The following is a 24360-nucleotide window of genomic DNA, read 5'->3' as shown; positions in this document are numbered from 1 at the left end:
ACTAATTTGTAATTCGTAATTTTTAATTTAATTACGAATTAAGAATTACGAATTACGAATTATTTTAATTGTGCCTGTTGTGGTTGAGTTGTATCCCAAATCTTTACATAAGGTTGTTCCTCTTCAGTGAAAGGTTCAGCTTGTTTGATTTGTGAGGCTAATAAATCGGCGGTGGCATCAGCAATATCACCAGTGCGATTGTTCAAACGCTCTTTTAGAACTTCAAGCGGTGCTGTGCATTGGATAATCTGAAGGGGAAGTTGATGCTTTGTAGCTTGTGCGATCGCTTCTTGCCGTAACTGCTGTTTATCATACTTGGCATCTAAAATTACCGAAAAACCTTGTTTAGCCAGGATAATCCCCAATTCCAACAGCCGGGTGTAAGTTTTCTCGGTCATCTCCGGTGTATACAAATCATCGCTACCCTTTTCCCACAAAGGAATTCCCCCTAAATGCTTCCGCACCGCATCAGAACGCAGGTGAATCGCTCCTTGTTGACGAGCTAAAGACCTTGCTGTGGTACTTTTACCAGAACCCGACAACCCCGACATCAAAATTAGTTGTCCCAAGTTTGGTTTAGTGTATTCCCAAGCCTGTTTGTAATAGTCAGCGGCGGTTTTTGTCGCTTCTTCCTTCACCGTTGCGGGTACACTCGGATCGTCTAGTAAAAATGATGTCACCTTAGCCCGGACATAAGCCTGACGACTTAAATACAAGGGCAGCACCTGTAAGCCTTCCCAGTCTCCAGTTTGCTCTATATAAGCATTCAAAAATGCATTACCCAAGTCTTTACGCTGGCGAGCTGACAAATCCATCACCGTGAACGCCACATCGTACATCACATCGACAAAGCGAAACGGCTCATTAAATTCAATGCAATCGAACAACAAGATTTTATCGTGCCACAGGGCAATATTTCTCAGGTGTAAGTCTCCGTGACATTCACGAATATAATTGTTGTGAATTCTGCTGGCAAATAATTCTGGACGTTCGGCAAAAAAGTTATCTGTATATTGCTTTGTTTCTGTAAATTGCGCCTGAGTCTGGGGGCCACCAATATACTTCTCAGTTTGCTGATAATTCTCATCAAAGGCAGCCCGAACATTTGGCACTTCGCCAAAAGTGCGAATGTAATCATTAGTTTGTGCTTGGGCATGATATTGAGCAACCACCTGTCCCAACTCATCTAGGAGTGTCTCATTTAACTTACCCTGTTCAAAAAGTGTACTTAATAGCGACTCTTCAGGAAACTGACGCATCTTCAGCGCGTATTCTACAGGCTCAACAGTTCCCCCTAACTGGTATTGCTCCCCTATCAAAGTTATGGGCAAAACTTCTAAATACAGTTCACCAGCACCCCGCTGATTTAAGCGTAACTCTTCCTGACAAAAATGCTGCCGCTTATCTAAGGTAGAAAAGTCCAAAAAGCCAAAATTCACAGGTTTTTTCAGTTTATAGGCGTAATCTCCAGTCAACACCACATAAGAAATGTGAGTTTGAACTAGTTGAATGGGTTCTGTTACCGGATGGGGATAAAATCCCGGCTGCAACATTTGCTCAATAAAAGCTGGAAGAGTTACTTCTGTCATCTCTTTGCTCTGCGGGTTTAAATACAAAAAAACCAGGAGTTTCCCCCTGGCTATCATCAAAAATTATTACACACTTACGTAGCTTCAGAGGTTGTTTCAGTCTCTAACTCAGCTTCATCCTCAGCAGCAGCGCTGATTTGCGGCTGCGAGACGCTAACTACGACTTGCTCCGTATCACCAAGAACTGTGACACCTTGAGGCAAGACTAGCTCGTGAATACGCAAGCTGTCTCCGATTTGCAGGTTAGAGACATCAATTTCAATTATTTCCGGGATGTTTTCTGGCGCACAGGTCACTTGCAACTCAGTGATAACAGTGTCTAAAAAACCACCTTCTTCTTTAACACCAACAGCAGTTCCCACAAAACGCAGCCGTACTTCTACAGTGGTGTCGCCGTGACCGGCAACTGCAAAAAAGCTGAGGTGGTAAGGCGTACCTTTTGCGGGATGAATCTGAAGTTCCCGCAGCAAGGTTTTACCGCGCCAAGGTGCATCGGTAATGTTTAAATCAATCAAAGTGTTGTTGACGGAAGCTCTCTTGAGCAAGCGCTCAACAGTTTTGGCATCAATGGTCAAAGAAATAGATTCTGTACCCTTATGACCATACAAATTGGCAGGTATAAGTCCAGCACGGCGCAAAGCTCTTGGCTTGCTGCCTTCTGGACGTTTTTGAGATTCGACTGTAATAGCCATAAAAGTTGTCCTTTGTCAGTTGTCATTTGTCATTTGTCATTTGTCATTTGTCATTTGGTAATGATTAATGACCAATGACTAAATTTACGCACTTAGTAGGGTAGCAGGTGTGCCGTCGGGGTGCAATAAAGCGCGTTTGGGCCCGTGGATCGGGTCTTCTACGATTATGGTTTGATCGCGGCTGGCTCCTAGTGAGACGATCGCGATCGGAACTTCCATCAATTCGGCTAAGAATTTTAGATAATCCAATGCTGCTTGTGGTAAGTCTTCCAGGGTGCGGCAGTCAGTTGTTGAGACTTTCCATCCTGGTAAGGTTTTGTAGATGGGGCGACATCTAGCAAATTGACGAGAACTTGTGGGGAAGTGTTCGCTGCGTTGACCATCTATGTCATAAGCGACACAAACTTGAATTTCCTCTAATTCATCGAGAACATCCAGTTTGGTCAGCGCCATACAATCCATGCCGTTAATTCGCACCGCATAGCGACCGATGACGGCATCAAACCAGCCACAGCGCCGTTTGCGTCCGGTGGTTGTGCCAAATTCCGCACCGCGATCGCACAACAATTCTCCCAATTTTCCATCCAATTCAGTGGGAAATGGCCCCTCTCCCACACGGGTTGTATAGGCTTTCGACACCCCGATTACCCGGTCAATCGTTGTCGGCCCTACCCCAGTACCAACGCAAGCCCCACCAGCCACCGGGTTAGAGGAGGTGACATAAGGATAAGTTCCATGATCTAAGTCTAAGAGCGTACCTTGTGCGCCTTCAAACAAAATATTGCGCCGTCGCTGAATTGCATCAGATATTTTCAACGATGTATCAACAACGTAAGGTCGCAAGCGTTCTGCGTACCCCAAATACTGCTCAATCACCTCTTGTGGATCTAGAGGCGGCAAGTTGTAAAGCTTTTCTAAAATGACGTTTTTATAATTAATCGTCCACTCTAACTGCTCGCGCAGCCCATCTGGGTTCATCAAGTCTAAAACCCGAATGCCTGTACGTTCAGATTTGTCAGCATAAGTCGGCCCAATGCCCCTACCTGTTGTGCCGATCTTATAGCTTCCCCGTCGTTCTTCAGATGCTTGGTCAATCAATCGATGATAAGGCATCGTTACGTGGGCTGTCTCAGATATCAGCAGGTGGTCAGTGGAAATATTTAATTCTTTTAGTTGGTCGAGTTCTGCGATCAAAATCTGTGGATCGATGACTGTTCCACAGCCGATAATGCAATCGGTATTTGGATACAAAATCCCAGAGGGAATCAAGTGCAGTTTAAAGGTCTGACCTTTAACTACAATCGTGTGTCCAGCATTGACACCCCCTTGGTAACGCACCACAACATCTGCTGAACGGCTGAGTAAGTCAGTTATTTTACCTTTTCCTTCATCGCCCCATTGGGCACCTATGACAATGACGTTAGCCAAGAGCTTATATTAAGAAGTAAAGTTTCCACAAACTATAATTATTAACATATTGCTTGAATCATGTCAAGTTGATTGTAGAAGAACCCGGCAAATTCCATTGTAGATTTATCATGTAACCTGACTATGCCAGCGATTAACATCAACTTTAATAACTGCTACATAGCGCCAAAGATACACTTCAGGTTACGGCTTGCTAGAAGACGATAGACACTTAATTGACGGTACAAATTGCGCCTGTTGGTGTAGTTTTTATATGCATAATTGTCTGTATTCTTGCAAAGAAAAACTTTGATAGTTTTCGGAGATATAGCGTTTTCCAACCTAGTGAGGTACACCCGTAGGGGCACGGCACTGCCCATACGTGTCAACTTCAGCCGAAAACTATATCAGACAGGCGTTTTGTAAATCCCTCACACCCTCATCCCCTAACCCCTTCTCCCTTGGGAGAAGGGGAATTGAATGTCTAGCTCCCCTCTCTCTTGGGAGAGGGGCTGGGGGTGAGGGCAAAATGTTTTCACCAAGCGGGTTTAGCGTTAAGTTGACACGTATGGGCACTGCCGTGCCCCTACACCAGGCGATATATATAATGTTGTTGAATTGTTAACGTCTTTATCAAGCAACAGCCGCTTGTTTCGGCTGACGCACCGGACGTTTGCGTTCGCTTCGACGAACGCCCCCTGCCATTTTGTACTCGTCACTATTCTTGCCATACTTTGCAGCTACACTGAGTAACATATGTTCTGTTAGTTCCATCAGCGACTTTTCGGCAAGTTCTAAGGCTCCCTGAGTCAGATCCACGGTGGAGAGGCTTGAGTTATATGCTTCTAACTTGTCTTGCGTTGTTTTGATGACGGCTGCAAAGGAGTAAATTGTTACCCCATTGCCTAAGTCTAAGGTGGGACTGATCGATTTCAAAGCCGCAATCCGACGCTGTGCTTTATTAACTACTCTAGCTCCGCGTTTGGGACGTGACATAAATCACTTTCCTGTTATTAATGATGCGCCAGGATAAAAACTGACTTCTACCCTGAACTGTACAGCACTAGGATAGACAGGATTGGGGTTAATTGACACCCGCATTATTCAGTATGATTTGAATTATTTTTGACAAATTCATTGAATACATCTATGTAAATTATTTTAGGCTGCCCGAATTCAATCAACGACTGTCCAAATTCAATCAACAACTGTCCAAATTCAATTAACGACTGTCCGAATTCAATTAACGACTGCCCGAATTCAATTAACGACTGTCCGAATTCAATATAGGAACTTAGTAAACCAATACGGTTCGGTTAACGTGTTTATTCCTCGAAGATCCCCCCAACCCCCCTTTTTAAGGGGGGCGTCTAACCCTCTTTTACCCCAGTATGATGATGCTTTTAAATCCGCTTTTCAATAGCCTTTGAGACACCCTTACCCTGAACTAAACGTCTACCAAGCCTATGTGTTGGAATTTCTAAATATTTGTAACTAAACCAGCTAATTATGAAAATAGGAATAAAGATGGCTACTGCACCCAATGTACACATGAAGTAAGGGTGTTGAAGATATTGAAAGTTAAAATTGAATAATAATTTAAATAATTTTTCTATGCACGCTCTACCATACATGATTAAAGGTTCGTTAAACAAATATATAGAGTATGAACAGAGTCCAATTTTGGCAATACTATTCTCTATAAACCCGATTTTTTTTCTATCAATAATATATATTTCTATTAAGGAAGCAAACAAGAAGATGATTGCCAAGTTACCTATAGTACTGAAAGGCTTATATTCGTAAGAAATAATAAATAATATCAAAAAGAATAAATTATGTTTGAAACTAAAATTTAATATTTTTTTGTTTTTAGATAAAATATTTTCGGCTAAATATGCTCCTATTACCCATGTAAACCAGTAATTTAAGGGAGAGTTGTTAAATATACTTAAACTGCTAATTAAATCCTTAATTTTATTTAATAAATGTAAATCATGTCCTATACTATCTATCTGCCGATCCAATTCTAAAGCCAATGGGGAATAGAGTACTTGAAATACAAAAATCACCAATGTAGCTTTAGTAATTCCCAGCTTATTTCTCAATATTAAAAACAAAGGATAGATTATGTAAAGCTGGAATTCTATCGGAATACTCCAAAAAGATGGGTTAATTCTCGTTAGTGTCAATTCGCTAAAGTTCTGAATTAGAAAGATGTGACTAAAAAAATCAATAATGCCTTCAGTGTTTATCTTTAAAGGTGTATCAAAATCTATCTTGAAAACGAAGCTAACGAAGCTAAAAAGTAACAAAGCTACTAAATATGCTGGATAAATCCTAAAAAACCTTTTTATGAAAAAATCTTTGACAAAAATATCAAATCTAAAAATAATACCTTTTTCTTCTAGAGTAGAAGTATATCTTAGAAAAGATAGATGTATACAAAACCCAGAAAGGATGAAAAATAGAGTGACTCCGAGATATCCATACTGATAAGGTGAAAATATCAGAAATGCTGAGTTAGGAATTTGAGAATAATCTCTAAAATTACCTAAAAAAGGGAATTCATCATTATCAAACGTATAACCGTACAAATGAAAAAGAAAAACTCCGATAATTGCCAAACCACGAATTACATCTAGTTGTACGAGTTGAGATTTTAGCTTCGACTGTGTTTGCATTAGAGGTTTTTATGTACAAAAATGGTGCAATATTTCAGGGTGATGTTATAGGGGTGAAATGAGCAGTGATTCCAAAAATTAACGCTAAGGATTTGATGAGCAGCTTTTAATATTCCAATCGCTAGGCAATATGGTTCGGATCGGATTAATAATTGACATCATTCTCAAAAACTGAAGGCTGGTTAGGTGGTACTAGAACTGAAACACCAAAGTTTATGGCTAAGGGGACTTAAATATTTTTGAGTGATAAACAAGCCTCAAACCCATGCAGAGGAAGGGAAATACACCAAATGTTCAAAAGTGGCTGAAACTTCAGATATATAAAGAAAACAAGCAAAACGATATCAAAATCTCTCTGTATATACATTTGAGGCTCTTTTATAGGTGTTTTTTGTCTAAGTCCCACTCATTAATGAGTACTATTGCAAGTATAAAGCTTTGTTAGTTATTGAGATTATTTCTTAATTAATTTAACCCAACTATATACGAAATAATCTGCTTAAGCAACTATTCTTTAATAACTAAAAGCTCTAGATAAAAAATTTACTATCAATTTTTTATATAAATAGGACTTACGCATTGACAGAAAAATCAATATAGGTATCGTTTTCGGCGCTTCGAGCTTGATTTTTCTGTTCCCCACTAAGCGATCGCAACCAATAAAAGGTGGTTTATAAAAGCCTGAAACCCGCATTATTCAGTATAAATTGATTTATTTATTACAAATATATTGAATGGGTTTATGTAAATTATTGGTGGTTGCCCGAATTCAATCAACGACTGCACAAATGCAAAATTCGCCCTCATCCCCCAACCCCTTCTCCCAATTTTGGGAGAAGGGGAGTCCTCACCCTATAAATCCTTCTCCCAAGCTTGCCAGAGGAATGTAGGGTGAGGGCTTTTGATTCATGCAAGAAGTCTAATATCGGAACTTAGCAAATTTGCTTTTATTAAACACAAAAGCGATGGCTTTGCCAACGCCTGCCGTAGGATGCCCGAAGGGCTGTAAGGCGATCGCTTAAAGATGGGCAACTTTATTGCATGATAGATAATAATTTATTTTGTAAAAGTTGCAAAATAATCTAAGATTTTGTGCATGGCAGTGTTTATATTACTAAAATCATCATTTCGTGCAAGCATTTCTTCAGGTTTCTGAATATATTTACCTGCAACTAATTCCGAAGCGCAATTTTCAATAATTTGGCGAACACTGTCTTGTGTTGATTCTAGGTGAAATTGTAAACCTAATACTCTATCTCCATAAATGAAAGCTTGATTTGCACATACTTCACTAGAGGCTAATCGTACAGCACCCAGTGGTAATTCAAAAGTATCACCATGCCAATGAAACACAGTGAGAGATGCATGGAATGAAGCGAAAACAGAAGATTTTTGTGCTTCTGTTGTCATTTTAATTGGATACCAACCTATTTCTTTTTCCTGACCTTTGTAAACCTTGGAACCTAAAACATCAGCGATTAGCTGCGAACCAAGACAAATGCCAATAACTATTTTATTCTTTTTGATTGCTTCTTGAATAAAATGTTTTTCTAAAATCAACCAAGGATACTTATCATCCTCGTAAATATTCATTGGCCCACCCATTATTATCACCCAATCTAGGTCATCAACAGATGGTAAAGTATCATCGTTATAGAACTGAGTTGCAGAGAGAATATAATCTTTTTTTATCACCCACTGCTCAATGCTAGCAAGTCCTTCAAATGGTACGTGTTGTAAGTAATGAATTCTCATCCCTGACTGTTCCGAACTTAGTTGCAGTGTGATTTTTTACATTAAATTATATAATAGTATAATAAACTTTTTTACTCAGCACTCAGCACTGTTTCGGTAACGCCAGATTTTGATACAGTCTGGATTAGAATTGCCGCCACTTTTTTCGCTTGTGAAGCAGTTGACCAACTTCCTTGCATCATCGCAACCACGATCGCCTATGCTTCAGGTTCATCATCAAGCTTGGGTTGCGTGCGATCGCTTTTCTATGAGAGGCTGCGCCAACGAGGTGCTTTGCGTAGCTTGCTTCCCCGTAGGGGTACGTTCGTTGTAGATATTGCAAAGGCACTACAGTCGTAGTTACTCCTGAAGTCTTGTCATGTACGTAATCCGATCGAGATAAAAAACTTTTTACTTAAAGTTTTGATAAAGTCAGCGTTTCATTACGTAGATGAATTGATTTTATCCAACCAAGTTGGTATGATAACTTCAACCGAAAACACCAACTTGTATAAAAGCATACGCCATCAATATTGTTGAATAATTTATAAAGTTTAAACGCTCAGATCGAGGACTGTTTAGGCATTAGTTAAGCTGTTCCACACTTTTTAAATCATATATGGTCGTGTTGGCTGTTGAGTGTTAACTCTTGACTGTCAACTGTCAGCAGTCAAAAAACCTCACGAGTAACTATGCAATAAATATGTGTTTTAGCTTATCAAAAACGAGAAAGTGATTTTTTCCTTACTTATGGGCGATTAAAAAATGATGAAAAAGTATTTGCTTGCCGCTTCACTGACTGCATTAGTTGTCAATCTTAGCTTTACAAAACAGACTTTAGCAGCCACATTGGCTACACCTCCTGAGGTGACTTTATATGCTGCTGGTAGCTTGAGGGGTGGGCTTTCGGAAGTTGCTAGTGCTTTTACCCAGGAATATGGAATTCCTGTCAAAACAGAATTTGCCTCCTCTGGTTCATTGAAAGATAGGTTGTTAGCAGGGGAAAAGGCAGATGTCTTTGCCAGTGCGGATTTAGGTAATGCCCTTACACTAAATCAAAATAACTTAAGTGGGAAAGTCGAAACGTTTGCCAGAAATCCTATCTATGCGATCGCCACACCTGAAGTGTCACTCACCACAGAGAATCTGCTTGATAAGTTTCTCGATACCGACGTTAAATTGGGTATTTCCAAACCTGTAAGCGATCCCTTGGGAGATTACGGGGTCGAAGTATTTCGCAAAGCTGAACAAATTAATCCAGGCAGCTTTGCCCAACTGAATGGTAAAGCTGTAATATTATCAGGAACATTGCCGCCAGAGAGGAATAGTCCGGGGGGCAGCATAGTCTACTATCTGCAAGATATCAACAAAGCAGACATCTATTTGGTCTATTACACCAGTGCTTTATCTGCCCAACAAATTTCACCAAGTTTACAGATAGTCGAATTGCCAGATAGCTTAAAAACCCAAGCTGACTATGGTTTGACAGTACTTAAGGATGCGAATCCTGGAGGTTCAAAACTAGCTGATTATATCCTTTCACCAACTGGACAAAAAATACTAGCAAAGTATGGATTTAATAGTCCGAAGTCAGTTCCCGAACCTCAGGGGGTTGGTGGAATTTTACTTGCTGTGAGTGTAGCTTTTGCCTTGCAGAGAAAGTTGATTGCTGCCAAACAGCAAAAAGTTCAAGTAAGCGATGAACGCCACAGTTAGAAAATAGAGGAATCTGGTTAAACTTGAAACAAGCTGACAACTCAGGGCTGGCGCGATCGCTACGCCCGCCGCAGGCATCGCAAAACTTGTACATCAAAGCAATATCCTCATTACTAGCAAGCATCTCACTCCAAAGATACCCATATCCTTTCCCTATTGATAAGCGAAACTGTTCCTGGGGAAAGCTGGCAACAAGACAAGTTCCAACCTAGCTGCTTTGGGCAACAAATTCTCTATCACAGCATAACGGTATGGAACTGATTGCATTGTTGTATGATGAATGGCATCTAAATTTAGCATTCTCAATCTTCTTTGGATTATGTTTGTAATTTACATTATCTGTATGATTACTAAATTCAAGCTTGATATTATAAGTCAATATTTTCCAATTTCAGCATTTAACTAATTCTCGCGACTGAGGTATATATTCTTTCTGATAGCAGTTCTCGTTTACGTGAGGTACACCCGTAGGGGCACGGCTGCTCGTGATGTAATGTTGTACTGCATCTGAATGGGAACCGCTATAACAAAATTATTTTGTTACCAACTATTTAGGACAATAGTAGTAATTATTACAATTCCTACAACTGAATGAGATTAGGTTTAGTGTGAATCTTGATTGAGCTATTTATTTGTCAGCCGATCATAAAACTAAAATGAGTGTTTTCTTCTCAGATGAGGCGATCGCTAAATTAATTCAGGAAGATGTTCCCTACCTAGATTTGACAACCTACGGACTTGGCATTGGCAAGCAACTTGGTGAAATCGAGTTTTCTACCCGTCATCCGATGACCATTTGCGCTACTGAAGAAGCAGCCAGAGTATTAAAATATTGTGGTGCTGAAGTTCATTATCAAGTCGAAAGTGGTACGGTCTGCCAGGAAAAGCAATTAATTCTTCAAGCTAGTGGCACTGCTCAAGCTTTGCACAGTGGCTGGAGAGTTGCTTTAAATTTGATGGAATATGCCTCCGGCATTGCTTCGCGTACAAGAGTATTAGTAGATACTGCTAAAACAGTAAATCAGTCTATTTCTATTGTGACTACTCGTAAATGTTTTCCAGGTACTAGAGGGCTTTCCATCAAAGCAGTTCTAGCTGGCGGGGGGGTTTTTCATCGCTTAGGATTATCTGAAACAGTTCTGATCTTTAACCAACACCTGATATTCCTGGGAGGTATAGTTGGGCTAATTGAGCGCATGAATGAACTGCGACGACAGTTTCCAGAACAACATATTTGCGTTGAAGTAGATACACCAAAAGATGCTTGGATGGCTGCTCAAGCAGGTGTAGATTTAATTCAGTTTGATAAAATTCCCCTACCAGACCTTGAGCCTCTAGTTTTGAAGTTGAAGCAGCAGTATCCAAACTTAAAACTAGCAGCGGCTGGTGGTATTACCTCTGAAAATATAAAGGATTATGCTAGCACTGGTGTAAATATTTTAGTGACAAGTTCACCGTATTTTGGTAAACCATGCGATATTGCAGTCAAAATGACAATGGCACAATAGTGCATTTTTAATTTAGTTCGATACTTAAGATTGCAGTTGTGAAAACGCAGGAGTTAAACCAAAAAGAACAGCGCTTACCCAAAACTTAGAACGGAAGTAGAGCAGGAGTTTTATGAAGCTCTTAAACAGTTGATGAAATAGAGCGATAGACGGCTATATCGCTCTCATTTACCCCACCTGTGAACGGTTCCACTTCTTTAGTCTATTGGTTGCATACACTACGAGTCTAGTAGCTGGATAGTTTTGCTCCAACTATAGTGTCGGCACAACTACAACCAACCCTTCTCCACAAATCGGACAGTTTTCTAATTTACAGCTAAATTTTACTTATAAACACTTTATTAGCTTGATAGTGACCTATTTATAAAGCAAATAATGAGAGCAAGTTTGTATACAATATTAAGCTTCACTATTTTAAAAAGAAATAAAAATTAATTTTGTTAGCGTTTAATTACCAAATAATATGGTAATTTACTCAATAAGTTGGTATTATCTTCAGTACATACATAGATACACTTATCTATTTTGAAAAACGCAAACCTCTTCTGAGATTTGCGGATAACTTCGTCTTTGGATTCATTAGTTTTTAATAACTCATATTGAAAACTAGCTATTTTATATCGTCTGGTAAAGAATTGAAAGTTGAACAATTTGAAGGTTTTATTTTTTTCTAACAACATTTATTGTCAACTGGCTCAGTTCTGATGAGAACGATACTAATTTTTGGTGAGCGAAAAGCTTTGAGCAAAACTATCTAATTTTTTCAGTATTCAATAGGAAACGGAGAAGGATTTTATGCGTTTTACCCGCCAGATACCCATTGCGTCTTTAATACTATCGCTACTGGTTTTATGGCAGCCTACTTTAGCTGACTCCAGGAGCGATATTGCCTGGGGTCGAGAAGAAAAAACACCTTCTCTCTGGGATAAAAATAAGTGTCTTGGAGGTTCTTCGCAAAGTTTTCGCTTGGGTGGAGAACTCAATAATCCAACCACCTATAACTTGCAAAAACTGAAGAATTTGCAAGATGCTTTAAAAAAACAAAATCCAGCATTAGTTACTGAAATTACTGTAAGTTTTCAAACCGGCTCAGGGCCACGAACAGAAACATACTATGGAGTTCCCCTATGGGAATTGATTAATAATCCGAAAGCCGGAGGTGGTCTCAAATCTGGAAATTCTGGGGTGAATAGTAAAAACTCTTTTCTAAGGCAATATGTTCTAGTTGACGCCACAGATTGCTATGGTGCAGTCGTAGCTATTGGTGAAATTCAACCTAACTTTGAAGGGAAAACAGTGTTAGTTGCATTTGCAAAAAAAGGTAGTGATGGTAAAGTCGTGTCTTTAGCAGATGAAGGATTTGCTCGTTTAGTAGTTCCAGGTGACAAAGCTGGAGGTCGTTACGTTAGTAATGTGACAAATATCCTCATATTATCTGCTCCTCCTTCTCCTTTGAAACCAAAATATTTCTGAAAACCCTTCTGATTAAAGACGTCTACAACGGAGAATTCCCACACCACTTGGTCTACTTGACCAAGTGGCTTTCGATTGCAAACATTACGCCTTCTTGCTCATTTAAAACTAAGCTTTGATATTTTCATCGAGATGCAAGAATCAGGGTTTGATAAAGAGCATTCCAACCTTGTAAAAAAAAGTTATATTAAATTCTCAAAAAAGTAACCGGTGCAGTTAGTGGCATTCAACTGTTTGACAAATTACTAAATTTACCATGTGCCAAGAATTATCAGAATGCACCAAAATAACTGAGTAGCCAGATCGCCAAAAAAAGTTTTTAATGAATGCTCTGCCAAGCTTTGACTATTCCACTATCGACTTTTTTGCTATCTTCTAATACCAATCTGATATCTAAGTTCTTCTGTAAGGCAGAAGATAGCATCCCACTAAATGAAGATAATCTAATAATCTGATAGTTGTTAGTATTACTCAGTTTAGAATTATCTTTGAACGTAGGGAGTATCAAAATATGGAAGTTAGCGCTCGTAATTCCTTAAAAGGAACTATTAAGACAATTCACCCAGGAGCAGTCAACTCTGAGGTCATATTAGAAATTGTGCCTGGGGTGGAAATAACTGCAATTATTACCAAAGAGTCGGTAGAGCATCTCCAACTTCAAGAGGGAAAACAAGCGATCGCTGTGATTAAAGCGTCAGATGTCATAATTGCTACAGAATAGCTCGAAATGAGTAGATAAGTTGTGGCGATCTGCTTATAGAGCGATCGCTACGATTATCTAACTATTTACGAATTTTCCTTTTCAAAACTGCTACTACACACTAGACATGAAGGATCGCGATAAGAATGTCGTTTGGCAAATTCCATTCGCATCAAGTCGATTGTCAGCAGTTGTGACAATAGGGGTTGACTAAACTTAGTAATCAGCTTTATTACCTCTAATGCACTAAGACAAGCTAGTGTTCCAGAAACAGCACCGATAACCGAGAACCCACGCTGATTCCAATCAGGCTTTTCTGGGAACAAGCATGATAGACAAGGAGTGACACCAGGAATAATCGTTGTCAGGTAAGCTTCCATTCCGTCCATTGCAGCTTCCACCATTGGTTTTTGCCAGCGCACACAAGCCTGATTGAGCAAGTTCCGCTCTGTAAAATTGTGGGCGCAATCAACGGCTATATCAGCAGATTGCACTAAAGAGTCTACATTCTCTTTTGTAACGTAATCATGAACTGCTTCCACCTGAATATCAGGATTAATAGCTTGCAGAGTTTCTTTGGCTTTGAGTACTCTGGGCTTACCTACCCAATCATTTGTCATCAGAACCTGACGATTCAGATCATCTAGCCGTAAATCACCACCCCGAACTAGGATTAGCCGCCCAACACCCGCTACTGCCAAATAAAGCGCTGATGTACCGCCTAATCCCCCTACACCTGTAACCAAAACCGTTGCAGACTTCAAGCGCTTTTGTCCTGCTTCTCCAAAATTGGGAAGCATCATTTGGCGGTGATAGCGTTCTAACTCACTGGGTGTTAAGTTCATCGCTTTTTACCTCTTTATCAGTCGTAAAATCTACCACCTAGTTGGTAGCAAGTATTGTAGTTGTCTATACATTTTTCTAATTTACTACCTGCAAAGTTGGTATTTATTTCAGGCATCATTAAAGGAGCTATGTGCAATACTCTTTGTCCTGGGTTGAATGCCCAATGAAATAAGCCCCACAGCAAAGCGTGGGGCCTTTGAAGTATTATTACTTTCTGGTGGGATATAGAGTAATGGCTGATGCAGGAATCAGTACGGCATTTATAACTGCTGCCTTTAGATTGGGATTTATCCTTCTTCATAGTGCGCGATACGACTTGGTGATTCTCAAAGAATACTTGGAACAATCACCAGTACAGCAGTTTATCGCTATCTTGGGACATTGGAAGCGTGCGATCGCAATCCTATGCAGACATTTGGTGGTGTGGCTAATAGACTAAATTGCTTTGGTTTAGCTTATCTACACATTATTGATGGGAAAGTTGTAGTAACGAGTTACCTACGCGATCGCGTTACAGAGGGCAGTTTAATAGCCTCCCTTAATAGAATCCCAACAATTACAGGACTTACGCACAGGTCACGGAAAATCAAACCACAGAGAACGCAGAGAACACAGAGGAATAAGAGTTAGAGAGGTTTTTTGCGTAAGTCCTAAATTACTCTAGTCTACCGCAATTATTACATCTGATGATTTAATTATGGCGTGGACTTCTTTACCTTCAGTAAGTTTGAGATTTTCTGCTGATGATTTGGTAATAATTGCAGTTACCTCTACCCCTGATGCTACTTCTATTGTTACTTCAGTATTTACAGAGCCAACGACGACGTTTTTTACAGTTCCTTTGAGGGCATTACGAGCGCTAACTTGCATTTTATGACTCCTACTGTCTTTTTGTTTACATATAGATAATAACAATTAATTAAATTAATTTGTATCGCTATTAACAGAAAATATATATTTTTTTACTATCCATTAATATATAAAATATACACAAATAATTTGGTATTTATATCTTTTTAAACCAATTTATTTGGTAATAAAAGTACTATATATAAAGTAGTTGTAGTTAATTCAACCATTTTTCAGATCATCTGACACACGCAAAAGAAATTCTTGGTAGTACTTCATTTTGTAACATTAGTTTTGGCAACAAAAGTAAACTCAATTTGGTAGTGATGAAAATGCTAGTGCTAAGGTGAAGGTTAAAAGCTTCAGTGGATAGACATCATCTCATAGTTACTGCATGGACAGGTTTGGGAAATTTTTTATACAAAAAAGACAAACAGATAAATGAAATACCGCAGACATCACAACAACAAAGGTAAGCAGCAAATTCGTTCCCACAAAACCTTAAGACAAGTGCAGCGTATAGCTCAACGCTTAGGAATTCCTTTTACTTTTTTAAAATTGGCTAAAAGGCGCGACAAAAGTTGATATCAATTTGTTTATTAATCTTGGCACTAAAAAGTAAATTTATGTATTATAGATTACTAAAAACTACAGCATTATTACTAGTATATTTGGTAAAAACAATTTAGTCAGTATCGGCAGCAGTTGTTGGTAACAGTCAGTTCTAAGTAGTAATCTGTGATTTTTTACCAGTTTTTTTGGTTACTAGGTCGCTAGATTGGTAAATTATGAATTGATTAAGAAAAAATGCTTGAGAGACTGCAAATGAATAACAAACGAATCCTAACTTTTGTCAGTTGGGTATTTATCTCGTTTTTACTAATTGTCGGCTGTAGTCAAACGACTACACCTAACTCATCCTCAACTGCTAGCCCAGCAGCACAAACAGCAAATTTGACGATATCAGCAGCTGCTAGCCTCAAAGATGCAATGGACGAAATCAAACCTCTCTACAGTAAGGAAAAACCAAATGTTACTCTGAACTACAACTTTGGTTCATCAGGCGCTTTGCAACAACAGATTGAACAAGGTGCAGGGGTTGATGTTTTTATCTCAGCTGCAACTAAACAAATAGATGCTTTGCAGCAAAAAGGTTTGTTAGTTGATGGGACTCGCAAAAACTTGTTGAAAAATCAAGTGGTGTTGATAGTACCCCAAAATTCCACAGTTGTGGCTGATTTTAAAGACTTAACTTCACCACGTATTAAGAAAATTGCTCTAGGCGAACCCAAAAGTGTCCCTGCTGGACAATATGCTCAACAAATCCTAACTTCATTAAAAATTCTTGATCGAGTTAAAAGCAAAGCCGTCTATGCCAAAGACGTTCGTCAAGCTCTAAATTACGTAGAATCAGGTAATGCTGACGCTGGGATCGTCTACCTTTCAGATGCTAAAAGTACGCCAAAAGTCAAAATTGTAGCAACTGCATCTGAAAAAACCCATTCTCCCGTCGTCTATCCCATCGCGATTCTCAAAAGCAGTAAAAATGTCGATGGCGCTAAGGATTTTGTGCAATTTTTAGCTGGCAATGAAGCCAAAACTGTGTTTGAAAAACAGGGATTTACGGTAGCTGGTAGTTAACCATCTTTAATCACTATCGGTAGAGAAAAATCTAAAACCCTTATTTCTCATGACTTTTATCAATTTAGACGTAGGTTGGGTTGAGGAAGGAAACCCAACACCCAAAGACCTTAGAAAAGTTGGGTTTCACTTTGTTCAACCCAACCTACATTTATTTTTCTTTCCCCAAAGTGATAGAAGAAGGTTAACACCAGAGAAATTTTGACAAGGCTGGTTGAGGATTTAACACACTACTCAAACCAGCCCTAATAAGCACAGTTGTTAGCACCAATCAGAAACTGTCAACCATAAGTTTTCTTTCTTGAATAAGTCGATTAAGTCCTTTCTGTGCTGCTTTGTAAGCTGAAGCTTGCCGTCCCAGCTTCAATTCAAATAAAATGCGACCGCGTACAAAAATAGTGACGATCGATTTAACCAAATGCTACGTTAACCTTTATGATGACGATAGCAACAAGCAAAAATCGTACCTGTTAAGTCAATGAAATGGATCTTAACAACTGCTCTGATTTTGAGCAGCACTACCCAATATTCAGCACAAGTAACAGATCAAACTAAACAATCAGTTACTAATAAACAGCTTGCACAACCAGTTCAAACACCTGCTTCACCTCAACAACCTACTTCTCGACCAGTTTTTATTTTGCCAAAAGCACCTGCTCCATTAAGTCCTGTATCTGGGCGTAGAGCAGGAATGGGTAGTCGAGATAATTGCCCTGCGGTTTCAACCCCGCTCACTGCCTTAGTACCATTTCAAGAGGAACAAAAGGTTGGCAAACAGACAAACAAGTCAATTATCGGGACTGTAGAGGGACTAACCACTTTAGAACGGCCTACGTTTTGGTTTTACATCCCCTACACTAAGGATTTGTCTAACTCAAGCGCTGAATTTAGCTTACAGGATAGCGCCGAAAATGATGTTTATAGAAATGCGATCGCCCTACCTTCAAAGCCAAGTATCATTAGTATTTCTCTCCCTAGTACTGCTTCATTAAAAGTAAATAAGACATATCGCTGGTATTTAAAAGTACGTTGTATGCAAGATACTGCAAGCATTCCTGTGTATGTAGAAGGGGATATTAAAAGAATAAATTTAGATTCTCGTGTTATGCAACAATTAGAAGCAACAAATGCTCCTCGACAGAAGATTATAATCTATGCTGAAAAAGGGATTTGGTTTGACGCTTTAAATATGCTAGCACAAATACACATTTCTAATTATAATGATGCATCTGTTCAACAAGATTGGCAAAGTTTATTGCAATCGATCAATTTGGATAATATTGCCACGGTTCCTCTAGTGAGTTCACCAAACCGCTAATAATTGACAGCAGTTTTCATTTGCATGAAGTACAAAACTACGGGTTTTAAGGCAGGAGGCAGGAGGCAGAAGGCAGGAGGCAGAAGGCAGGAGGCAGGAGGTAGAAACTCTTTATATCTGATGCGTGATATCAAGTCCGGTTAATCACTTATGATTACCGGATCTGTGCAAAAATCGGAAAAGTCTCTTTCCCCCTGCTCCCTGCCCCCTGCCCCCTGCGGTCTAAATGATAAGTCTTTGACCGGACATGATATGAGTCCTGGATTTTGTACCTTACTTACTTGCAAACTGCTGTAATATTCATCAAAGTATCTATAAGTTTAAACTTCTACAACCAATTACCAACTAAGACGTAGGGTGCCCAGTACATCGGACGGTTGTATTCAGAAGTTTTGAGTAGTTTTAATTGAGCAAAACGTAAAGCTTCTGCTGTAGTTTTGCTAGTCATTAAGTGGCGGTAAAATTCATCAATAAATAAAGCTGTAGAGTTATCGCCAATTTGCCATAGGGAGGCTAAAGTACTCCGCGCACCAGCACGCAGGGCAACTCCTGCTAATCCCAATGCAGCTCGGTTATCTCCTGCTGCTGTTTCGCAAGCACTCAAAACAAGTAATTCAACTGGTTTTGTTAGTTTTTGCTCTCTACTTTTAAGCAAACTATCTAATTCACTCACATTGATGCGTCCATCAGCTGCTAGGATAAAAGTGTCTTTTACTTTAGAGCTAAATTGCCCATGAGTTGCCAAGTGAACAACTTTAAAAGCTTGAGAGTTGATAGTTTTTGCTAAATTTGTACTGGTAAAATTTTTATCCAATAATGTCGTTGTCGATACACCTGATTCCTGAATTAATTTCAGTTCAACTTTAACGTTGGGAAGTGGTGCAAACTTTTCATTTTTGGGTGGTTGTGATAGTCCTCCAAGCAGAGCATTTAATTTTTTGTGTGCTAAAGGTTTGGGAGTAAATAGTTGCAGTCCGGGGCTAATAGCTACAGAGTATTTTTGCACTAAATACTCTTTGCCATCATACAATGCAGACATCGGTATATTTCGCAGCAACCCATCTGGAATAAAGACTAGAGTATTAACTTTACTATTTTTGAGGTCTGTTTCAACTGGTTTAATTAACCAGTTATAAAGCTGTTGAGAAACTGCTTTAAATTGCAGATTAGCATCAGGTTCGACTATTGTATCTCGTATTTTTGTAATAACTTGTTCTACTTGCTGACGTTTGACTTTAGAAGTTTTTTGCATCAATGTTTGATTGGGAAGTTTGATAATAATTTCTAAATAATTATCTAGAATAATCGGGTATAAAATAGCAGTATTCGGGTTGTCGCGGTCTACTACTTTGTCCAGAACCACAAATTGGTTACTTAAGCAAGCTTCTCGGAAAAAATTATCGAGTTCTGCAACTTGCAAGGCTTCCATTCGCTGACGTGCTTTATCTAAATCTGGTTTTCCTTGTCCTTTCTTTTGTAAAATCAACTCTACAGACTGCCGATAAAGAGGTTCTATGCGATCGCGAAAATTGAACTGTACCTCTCGATTAACTCCAACTAAATCGCTGCGAAGAGACTGAAGAGTTGTTACAGCAACATCATAAGCAGATATGGCGGCTGCGATATTTCCCTGTGCTTTGAGTAAGCGTCCTAACTGCCACTCAAAGCGATAAGCTATATCTGAGGCATCAATTTTTTCAGCTATAAACAACGCTTGCTGCGTCAAATCCTGTGCTTGTTGCAATTGTTGGTTCTGCTCGTAAACTTCTCCCAAGCTGCCCAGTGCATAAGATTCGGCACGTTCATCGCCGATTATTTGGGCTTGCTGAACGCTACTTGCTAGAATCTCTGCAATGTCTTTTTTATTACCAATTGTCGTCAAAGTCTGAGCAAAATTGATCCGTGCATAAATACCAGCTTGATTGCTAGGCAGATTCGGGACTTGAGATTGGATTGTGGGTATTAATGACTTTGCTTCCGCGATCCTTTCGTTTTCGACAAGCAAACTCAGCTGATTAATCAGGGCTTGAACTTTGGTAAGAGGGTTTGGTGCAATTTTGCCAGCATTTTCATAATGAGCGATCGCACCTTTAATATTACTTAACGATCTAGCAGTATTACCGAGGCTAAATTCCGTCAAACTAATTTCTAGAGGCAGTTGCAGACGTTGAGCGATTTCTAAGCTTTGTTGTAAGTTTTTCTGGGATAACTCAAGTTCGCCTAATTGTTGTAAAACATTGCCAAGCGATCGCAAAGCTATTACTTTTACAAGAGAGTCAGGTTGAGCTTGTAACTGTTTGGACACTTCCTCTAATATATTCAAGCTACGGCGGTAAAAACCAGCAACTCGTAGGGCTTGTGCTTGGTTAATCCGACTGCGCGTTACTCCAGCAGTATCACCTAATTTTTTCCAGATTTGCTCTGCTTGTTGTGATGTTTGAAAAGATGCATCAGTTTGTCCCTGTGCTAGTTGCAATTCGCCCTGAATATTTAGAGTTTGTGCAAGAATTTCTAACAATTCAGATTTTGGATTATTGACATTTAACTTTTGATTTATCTCATCCCAGCCAAGTAAATTTAAGCTATTGTCAATAGTTGCATAAGCTTCTTTCCATGAGTCGAGTTGCTGGTATACAAGAGAGAGGTTAGTCAGCGCTGCGGCTTGTGCGAGGTTATTGCTTTGTTGTTGATAGGTACGGACAGCTTGTTGTAAAACAATTACGGCTTCAGTAAAGCGTCCAGCTTGATAAAGCGCTTCTCCTTGCTCAAGAAGTGGCTGTGGTATTGTGGCTGGGGGTTTATTGATTGGAATGTGAAACCCGTCTGGTGAATTTGTCTTTTGTTGTTTAGCAAATGTGCTAGGGATAATAGTCAGGAAAACAGCAAGGGTAAATAGGAGTACGGGAGTTACCGCAAATCTAATTACTCGCTTTGGCAGCTGAAGTTTTGCCATATTTCACACCTCCCTGAGATACAGGACAGGAAGCAGGTGTTTGCCAAGGACTGTGGGGGTTGAGTTGAGGAACTTGTGCTACTAGTTCTATGTTTCCCTTGCGATCGATTACCCAGCCAGAAGCTTCCACAATTGGAATTGTAGCAGCAATAAAAGTAGTTGAAACTGCTGTTGATTTTGGCACAGGCGTTGTATTTACCAAATTTTCTGATTTTGGTCTTAATTTTACCCACGCAGACACAGTACTTGAATCTTGTAATGGTTCAGCAGGACTGATGGGTAGTCCGCCGCGTCCTGTTGCCACAAAAGTGTTTTGGAATTGCCGAGTTCCAGGAGTGCAGGCGGTGGAAATTTGCCTAGAAGCATCAACTAGATTAATTGGGAGTTCGACTAAGCCGTGAGTGGGGTCAATATCAGGTGTAGTGATTTGCACATTACCACTCAACTCGCTAGTTACTCCGGTAGCAGTGATGTCATTTGTGTTTGGGGAAGCTATATTCCGAAATTGAATTCCAAAGATACCTTTAGTGTTGATTCTGACATTACCGCCACGAAAGTCATCAGAGTTGGCAGTAATATCGCTATTTTCAAAAGCAGCCAGGACATCAGCATTAATATTAATGTTGCCACCGATGACATTTTCTCCTTTGGCGTTAGTCGTGATATTGCTGCCACGACCTAATAATAAATCTTTCCCTTGCAAGGTGATAGTTGCCTGTGGTTGATTAGAATCAGTGTTAATGCTGCGCGTGTTAGCGCTAAGAGTTCCATTGTCCAAACGGATGGAGCCAGCAAAGATATTTACATTACCTGCATTGCCACCTCCTGCACTATTTACAGTTACTTTAGCACTATCTTGGATATTCAACTGCCCGGTAGTAATGGTAATGTTTCCCCCCTGACCTGTGGAATTCTCTACCGTACTTGCAAACGCCCCACTTGCAGCATCTGCAAGCTCAAATACACCCTTACTGAATTGAGCAAGACGAGTATTATATTTGGGATCACTGCCAGAAAAGGTGATTTGGTCAGTCACATTCAAGCTTATGTTACCAGCTTTACCATTGCTGCGGCTGTTAGTAATCAATTGTCCACCGTTAAATGCTTCTAAAGTATTGGCATTAACGATGATGTTACCTCCATCGCCTTTTCCTCTAGTGCTAGTAGACATAACAGCACCATTTGTTACTAACAGCGCCCTAGTGCTGATGTCGATGCTGCCACCATTGCCTTTTGCCTCAGGTATTAGCACATTGCTAAAGATAGCACTGGACAGTCCATTACTACCTACCCCATCGATAAAGACATTATCGTGAGCATTTATTTTCACATTACCCGCATTTCCTATTCCTGCGGTGCTGGTAACTAGTTGAGTACTATTCTGAAGAGAAAGGGATGCAGTCGTGATGTTGATATCACCACCCTTGCCAGAGGCAGTACTGCCTACATCAGTAAATACACCGCTGCTGTTAAGTTGAAAACTACCATTTAACGAGACAGCATCTCTTGCTTGAATCGTGACATTACCAGCATTTCCCTTACCATCACTGCTGGCAATAATTTGTGCACCATTTGTTAGAGAAAGTGTCTTAGTGGTGATGTTGATATCACCTCCATTGCCCTGAGCTTCTTTTGTTCCCACACCACTAATTATGCCACTGAGTTTTCGTCTAGCACCTACACCATCAAGCAACACGAGATCGCGGGCTTTGATGTTCACATTACCTGCATTCCCATTACCAAAGGTGCTAGCATTAAGTCGAGCGCCATTTGTGAGAGAAAGCGAGCCAGTGGTGATGTTGATATCACCTCCCTTGCCAGATGCGTCATTAAAGACTTGGTTAATTACTCCACTGGCATCAAATCCATCTTTACTTACCCCATTAAAGGAGACGGTATCACGGGCATTGATATTCACACTACCTGCATTCCCCTGTCCTAAGGTACCGGTATCGATTTGAGAGCCATCGGAAAGAAAAAGCGACCCAGTGGTGATGTTGATATTACCACCCTTACCTACTGCTTGAGGTTGCACTAAATTGTTAATAATGCCTCCACTGTTCAGCTTAATTGACTCAGTAGCGTTAATTGTAATATCTCCCGCCTGACTGCTAGCTGACCCCAAACCTTGCCCTATACCAGCCTGAAGAAAACTTCCTCTGGAAACTTTTAAATTCCGGGCGTTGACTGCAATGTTACCACCACCAGCAGCTTGTACATATACACCAGCGTCATTAGTCAAAGATATATCTGCTCGTGTACTAGAAGCAGGAAAGTCCAAGCCTAATTTCTCGCCATCCACATTTATCCCCACAGTTCCTGGAGCTGTTAATCCTCCCAATTCGACTCGACCACCATAAGCATTCAATTGACCACCATCCATATTGATATTGCCGCCTACTAGCAGCAAACTCTTTCCATCTTTAACACGTAAACCAGATACTCCAAGACCCGCTGGATCTTCTGGTGCTGGCGCAGTTGAACTATTTTGAATCAGGGAAGTTGCAATTTGATTGAATAGTAAGGCATTTGGATTTACTGTTAACAAGGGTGAAGGTACTTCTGGATTTGAGGCGCTGAAAAATCCCAAATCGCCAAACCCAATGGCATTGGCTGTTGTGGCGACAAAGGAACCGCCGATGTTCAAACTAGCATTTTTACCAAAAATAATCCCATTGGGATTGATCACAAACAGATTGGCTCTGCCGTTAGATTTGATTAAACCATTAATAACAGAGGTAGACTTACCCGTGACTCGTGTCAGGATGTTCTGAATATCCAATGGATTATTGAAGAAAGCAGTACTGTTATTAGGAACAGAGAACTCTTCAAAGCTGTGGAACAGATTACCCCCTCTTGTGGTTCCACCCTCAATAACTCTGGTATTACCTTCTAATCTGACATTGGAATTATTTGGCAGAGTGCCGTCTGGAGTGATTTGGGCAACTGAGATATTTGTATAAAAGGCGATGAACCCACTCCCAATCGCAATTCCTAGACCTTGCAACCAATCCAAACGCGCAGTTCTAAAAGACATTGCACTCTCCGATAGAAAAGGAAATTTCGCTTGAAAGCCTCAATCTTGAGTATAGATGTCAGCATAATCAAATTATGCACAAGAGAGGATATTACCAAACTGGTATTACTGAATCAAGTGAATAAAATCATGTGACTGCTACCAATTAAAAATTAGAAGGAAAAGCCAGCCAAAAACCTTTGATTTCCCCAAAGCCGTGAATAAACCAAAGTC

Annotated in this window: 17 protein-coding genes and 1 pseudogene; 8 read left to right on the top strand and 10 right to left on the bottom strand. The window is 39.9% G+C overall.

Features of this window, described 5'->3' with window-relative positions; translation table 11 throughout:
- Positions 1-59: 59 nt before the first annotated feature.
- The 6 genes from V7K41_RS00945 to V7K41_RS00920 form a co-directional block, all read right to left on the bottom strand.
- Positions 60-1589 (bottom strand): bifunctional aminoglycoside phosphotransferase/ATP-binding protein, encoded by a 1530-nt coding sequence (locus V7K41_RS00945; RefSeq protein WP_334845295.1) that lies wholly within the window; start codon positions 1587-1589, stop codon positions 60-62.
- Between the two features lie 74 nt (positions 1590-1663).
- Positions 1664-2281, bottom strand: a complete 618-nt coding sequence (locus V7K41_RS00940; RefSeq protein WP_334845294.1) for a 50S ribosomal protein L25/general stress protein Ctc — start codon at positions 2279-2281, stop codon at positions 1664-1666.
- Between the two features lie 84 nt (positions 2282-2365).
- Complete coding sequence (locus tag V7K41_RS00935) at positions 2366-3709, bottom strand: adenylosuccinate synthase (RefSeq protein WP_334845293.1); 1344 nt, start codon at positions 3707-3709, stop codon at positions 2366-2368.
- A gap of 612 nt (positions 3710-4321) precedes the next feature.
- Positions 4322-4684: a hypothetical protein gene (locus V7K41_RS00930; RefSeq protein WP_334845292.1), complete on the bottom strand. Its 363-nt coding sequence runs from the start codon at positions 4682-4684 to the stop codon at positions 4322-4324.
- A 407-nt stretch (positions 4685-5091) separates the two neighbouring features.
- Entirely contained in the window at positions 5092-6372 is a 1281-nt protein-coding gene (locus tag V7K41_RS00925) for an acyltransferase family protein (protein ID WP_334845291.1), read from the bottom strand.
- Between the two features lie 1056 nt (positions 6373-7428).
- Positions 7429-8127: a type 1 glutamine amidotransferase gene (locus V7K41_RS00920; protein WP_334845290.1), complete on the bottom strand. Its 699-nt coding sequence runs from the start codon at positions 8125-8127 to the stop codon at positions 7429-7431.
- 744 nt (positions 8128-8871) lie between these two features.
- On the opposite strand from V7K41_RS00920, the gene V7K41_RS00915 reads away from it, so the two are divergent.
- The 4 genes from V7K41_RS00915 (at position 8872) to V7K41_RS00900 (ending at position 13524) form a co-directional block, all read left to right on the top strand.
- On the top strand, positions 8872-9822 hold the full coding sequence (locus V7K41_RS00915; protein ID WP_334845289.1) for an extracellular solute-binding protein: 951 nt from the start codon (positions 8872-8874) through the stop codon (positions 9820-9822).
- Between the two features lie 656 nt (positions 9823-10478).
- Positions 10479-11330 carry a ModD protein gene (gene modD / locus V7K41_RS00910; RefSeq protein WP_334845288.1) on the top strand — a complete coding sequence of 284 codons (852 nt, stop codon included), beginning with the start codon at positions 10479-10481 and terminating at the stop codon, positions 11328-11330.
- A 795-nt stretch (positions 11331-12125) separates the two neighbouring features.
- Positions 12126-12803: a hypothetical protein gene (locus V7K41_RS00905; protein ID WP_334845287.1), complete on the top strand. Its 678-nt coding sequence runs from the start codon at positions 12126-12128 to the stop codon at positions 12801-12803.
- Between the two features lie 511 nt (positions 12804-13314).
- Positions 13315-13524 carry a TOBE domain-containing protein gene (locus V7K41_RS00900; RefSeq protein WP_334845286.1) on the top strand — a complete coding sequence of 70 codons (210 nt, stop codon included), beginning with the start codon at positions 13315-13317 and terminating at the stop codon, positions 13522-13524.
- Between the two features lie 65 nt (positions 13525-13589).
- Here the strand turns inward: V7K41_RS00900 and V7K41_RS00895 are convergent, their stop codons facing one another.
- Positions 13590-14348: a HesA/MoeB/ThiF family protein gene (locus tag V7K41_RS00895; RefSeq protein WP_334845285.1), complete on the bottom strand. Its 759-nt coding sequence runs from the start codon at positions 14346-14348 to the stop codon at positions 13590-13592.
- A gap of 233 nt (positions 14349-14581) precedes the next feature.
- On the opposite strand from V7K41_RS00895, the pseudogene V7K41_RS00890 reads away from it, so the two are divergent.
- Positions 14582-14731 (top strand): annotated as a pseudogene (locus tag V7K41_RS00890) (substrate-binding domain-containing protein); the annotation flags it as partial.
- A gap of 278 nt (positions 14732-15009) precedes the next feature.
- Here the strand turns inward: V7K41_RS00890 and V7K41_RS00885 are convergent.
- Positions 15010-15219, bottom strand: coding sequence for a TOBE domain-containing protein (locus tag V7K41_RS00885; protein ID WP_334845284.1), 210 nt, complete (start codon positions 15217-15219; stop codon positions 15010-15012).
- Between the two features lie 804 nt (positions 15220-16023).
- Here V7K41_RS00885 and modA point away from each other — a divergent pair.
- The 3 genes from modA (at position 16024) to V7K41_RS00870 (ending at position 18157) form a co-directional block, all read left to right on the top strand.
- Positions 16024-16839, top strand: a complete 816-nt coding sequence (gene modA, locus V7K41_RS00880; RefSeq protein ID WP_334845283.1) for a molybdate ABC transporter substrate-binding protein — start codon at positions 16024-16026, stop codon at positions 16837-16839.
- 49 nt (positions 16840-16888) lie between these two features.
- Entirely contained in the window at positions 16889-17044 is a 156-nt protein-coding gene (locus V7K41_RS00875; RefSeq protein ID WP_334845282.1) for a hypothetical protein, read from the top strand.
- A gap of 273 nt (positions 17045-17317) precedes the next feature.
- Entirely contained in the window at positions 17318-18157 is an 840-nt protein-coding gene (locus V7K41_RS00870) for a DUF928 domain-containing protein (protein ID WP_334845281.1), read from the top strand.
- A 328-nt stretch (positions 18158-18485) separates the two neighbouring features.
- Here the strand turns inward: V7K41_RS00870 and V7K41_RS00865 are convergent, their stop codons facing one another.
- Positions 18486-21110, bottom strand: coding sequence for a CHAT domain-containing protein (locus V7K41_RS00865; RefSeq protein ID WP_334845280.1), 2625 nt, complete (start codon positions 21108-21110; stop codon positions 18486-18488).
- A complete protein-coding gene (locus V7K41_RS00860; protein WP_334845279.1) occupies positions 21076-24147 on the bottom strand; it encodes an S-layer family protein in 3072 nt (1023 codons plus the stop codon). Before V7K41_RS00860 ends, V7K41_RS00865 begins: the two co-directional genes overlap by 35 nt.
- Positions 24148-24360 lie beyond the last annotated feature (213 nt).

The sequence above is a fragment of the Nostoc sp. genome (genome assembly GCF_036917415.1).
GTDB lineage: Bacteria > Cyanobacteriota > Cyanobacteriia > Cyanobacteriales > Nostocaceae > Nostoc.
Note: the sequence above shows the minus strand (reverse complement) of the source record. Positions and strands in the feature narration are given on the sequence as shown.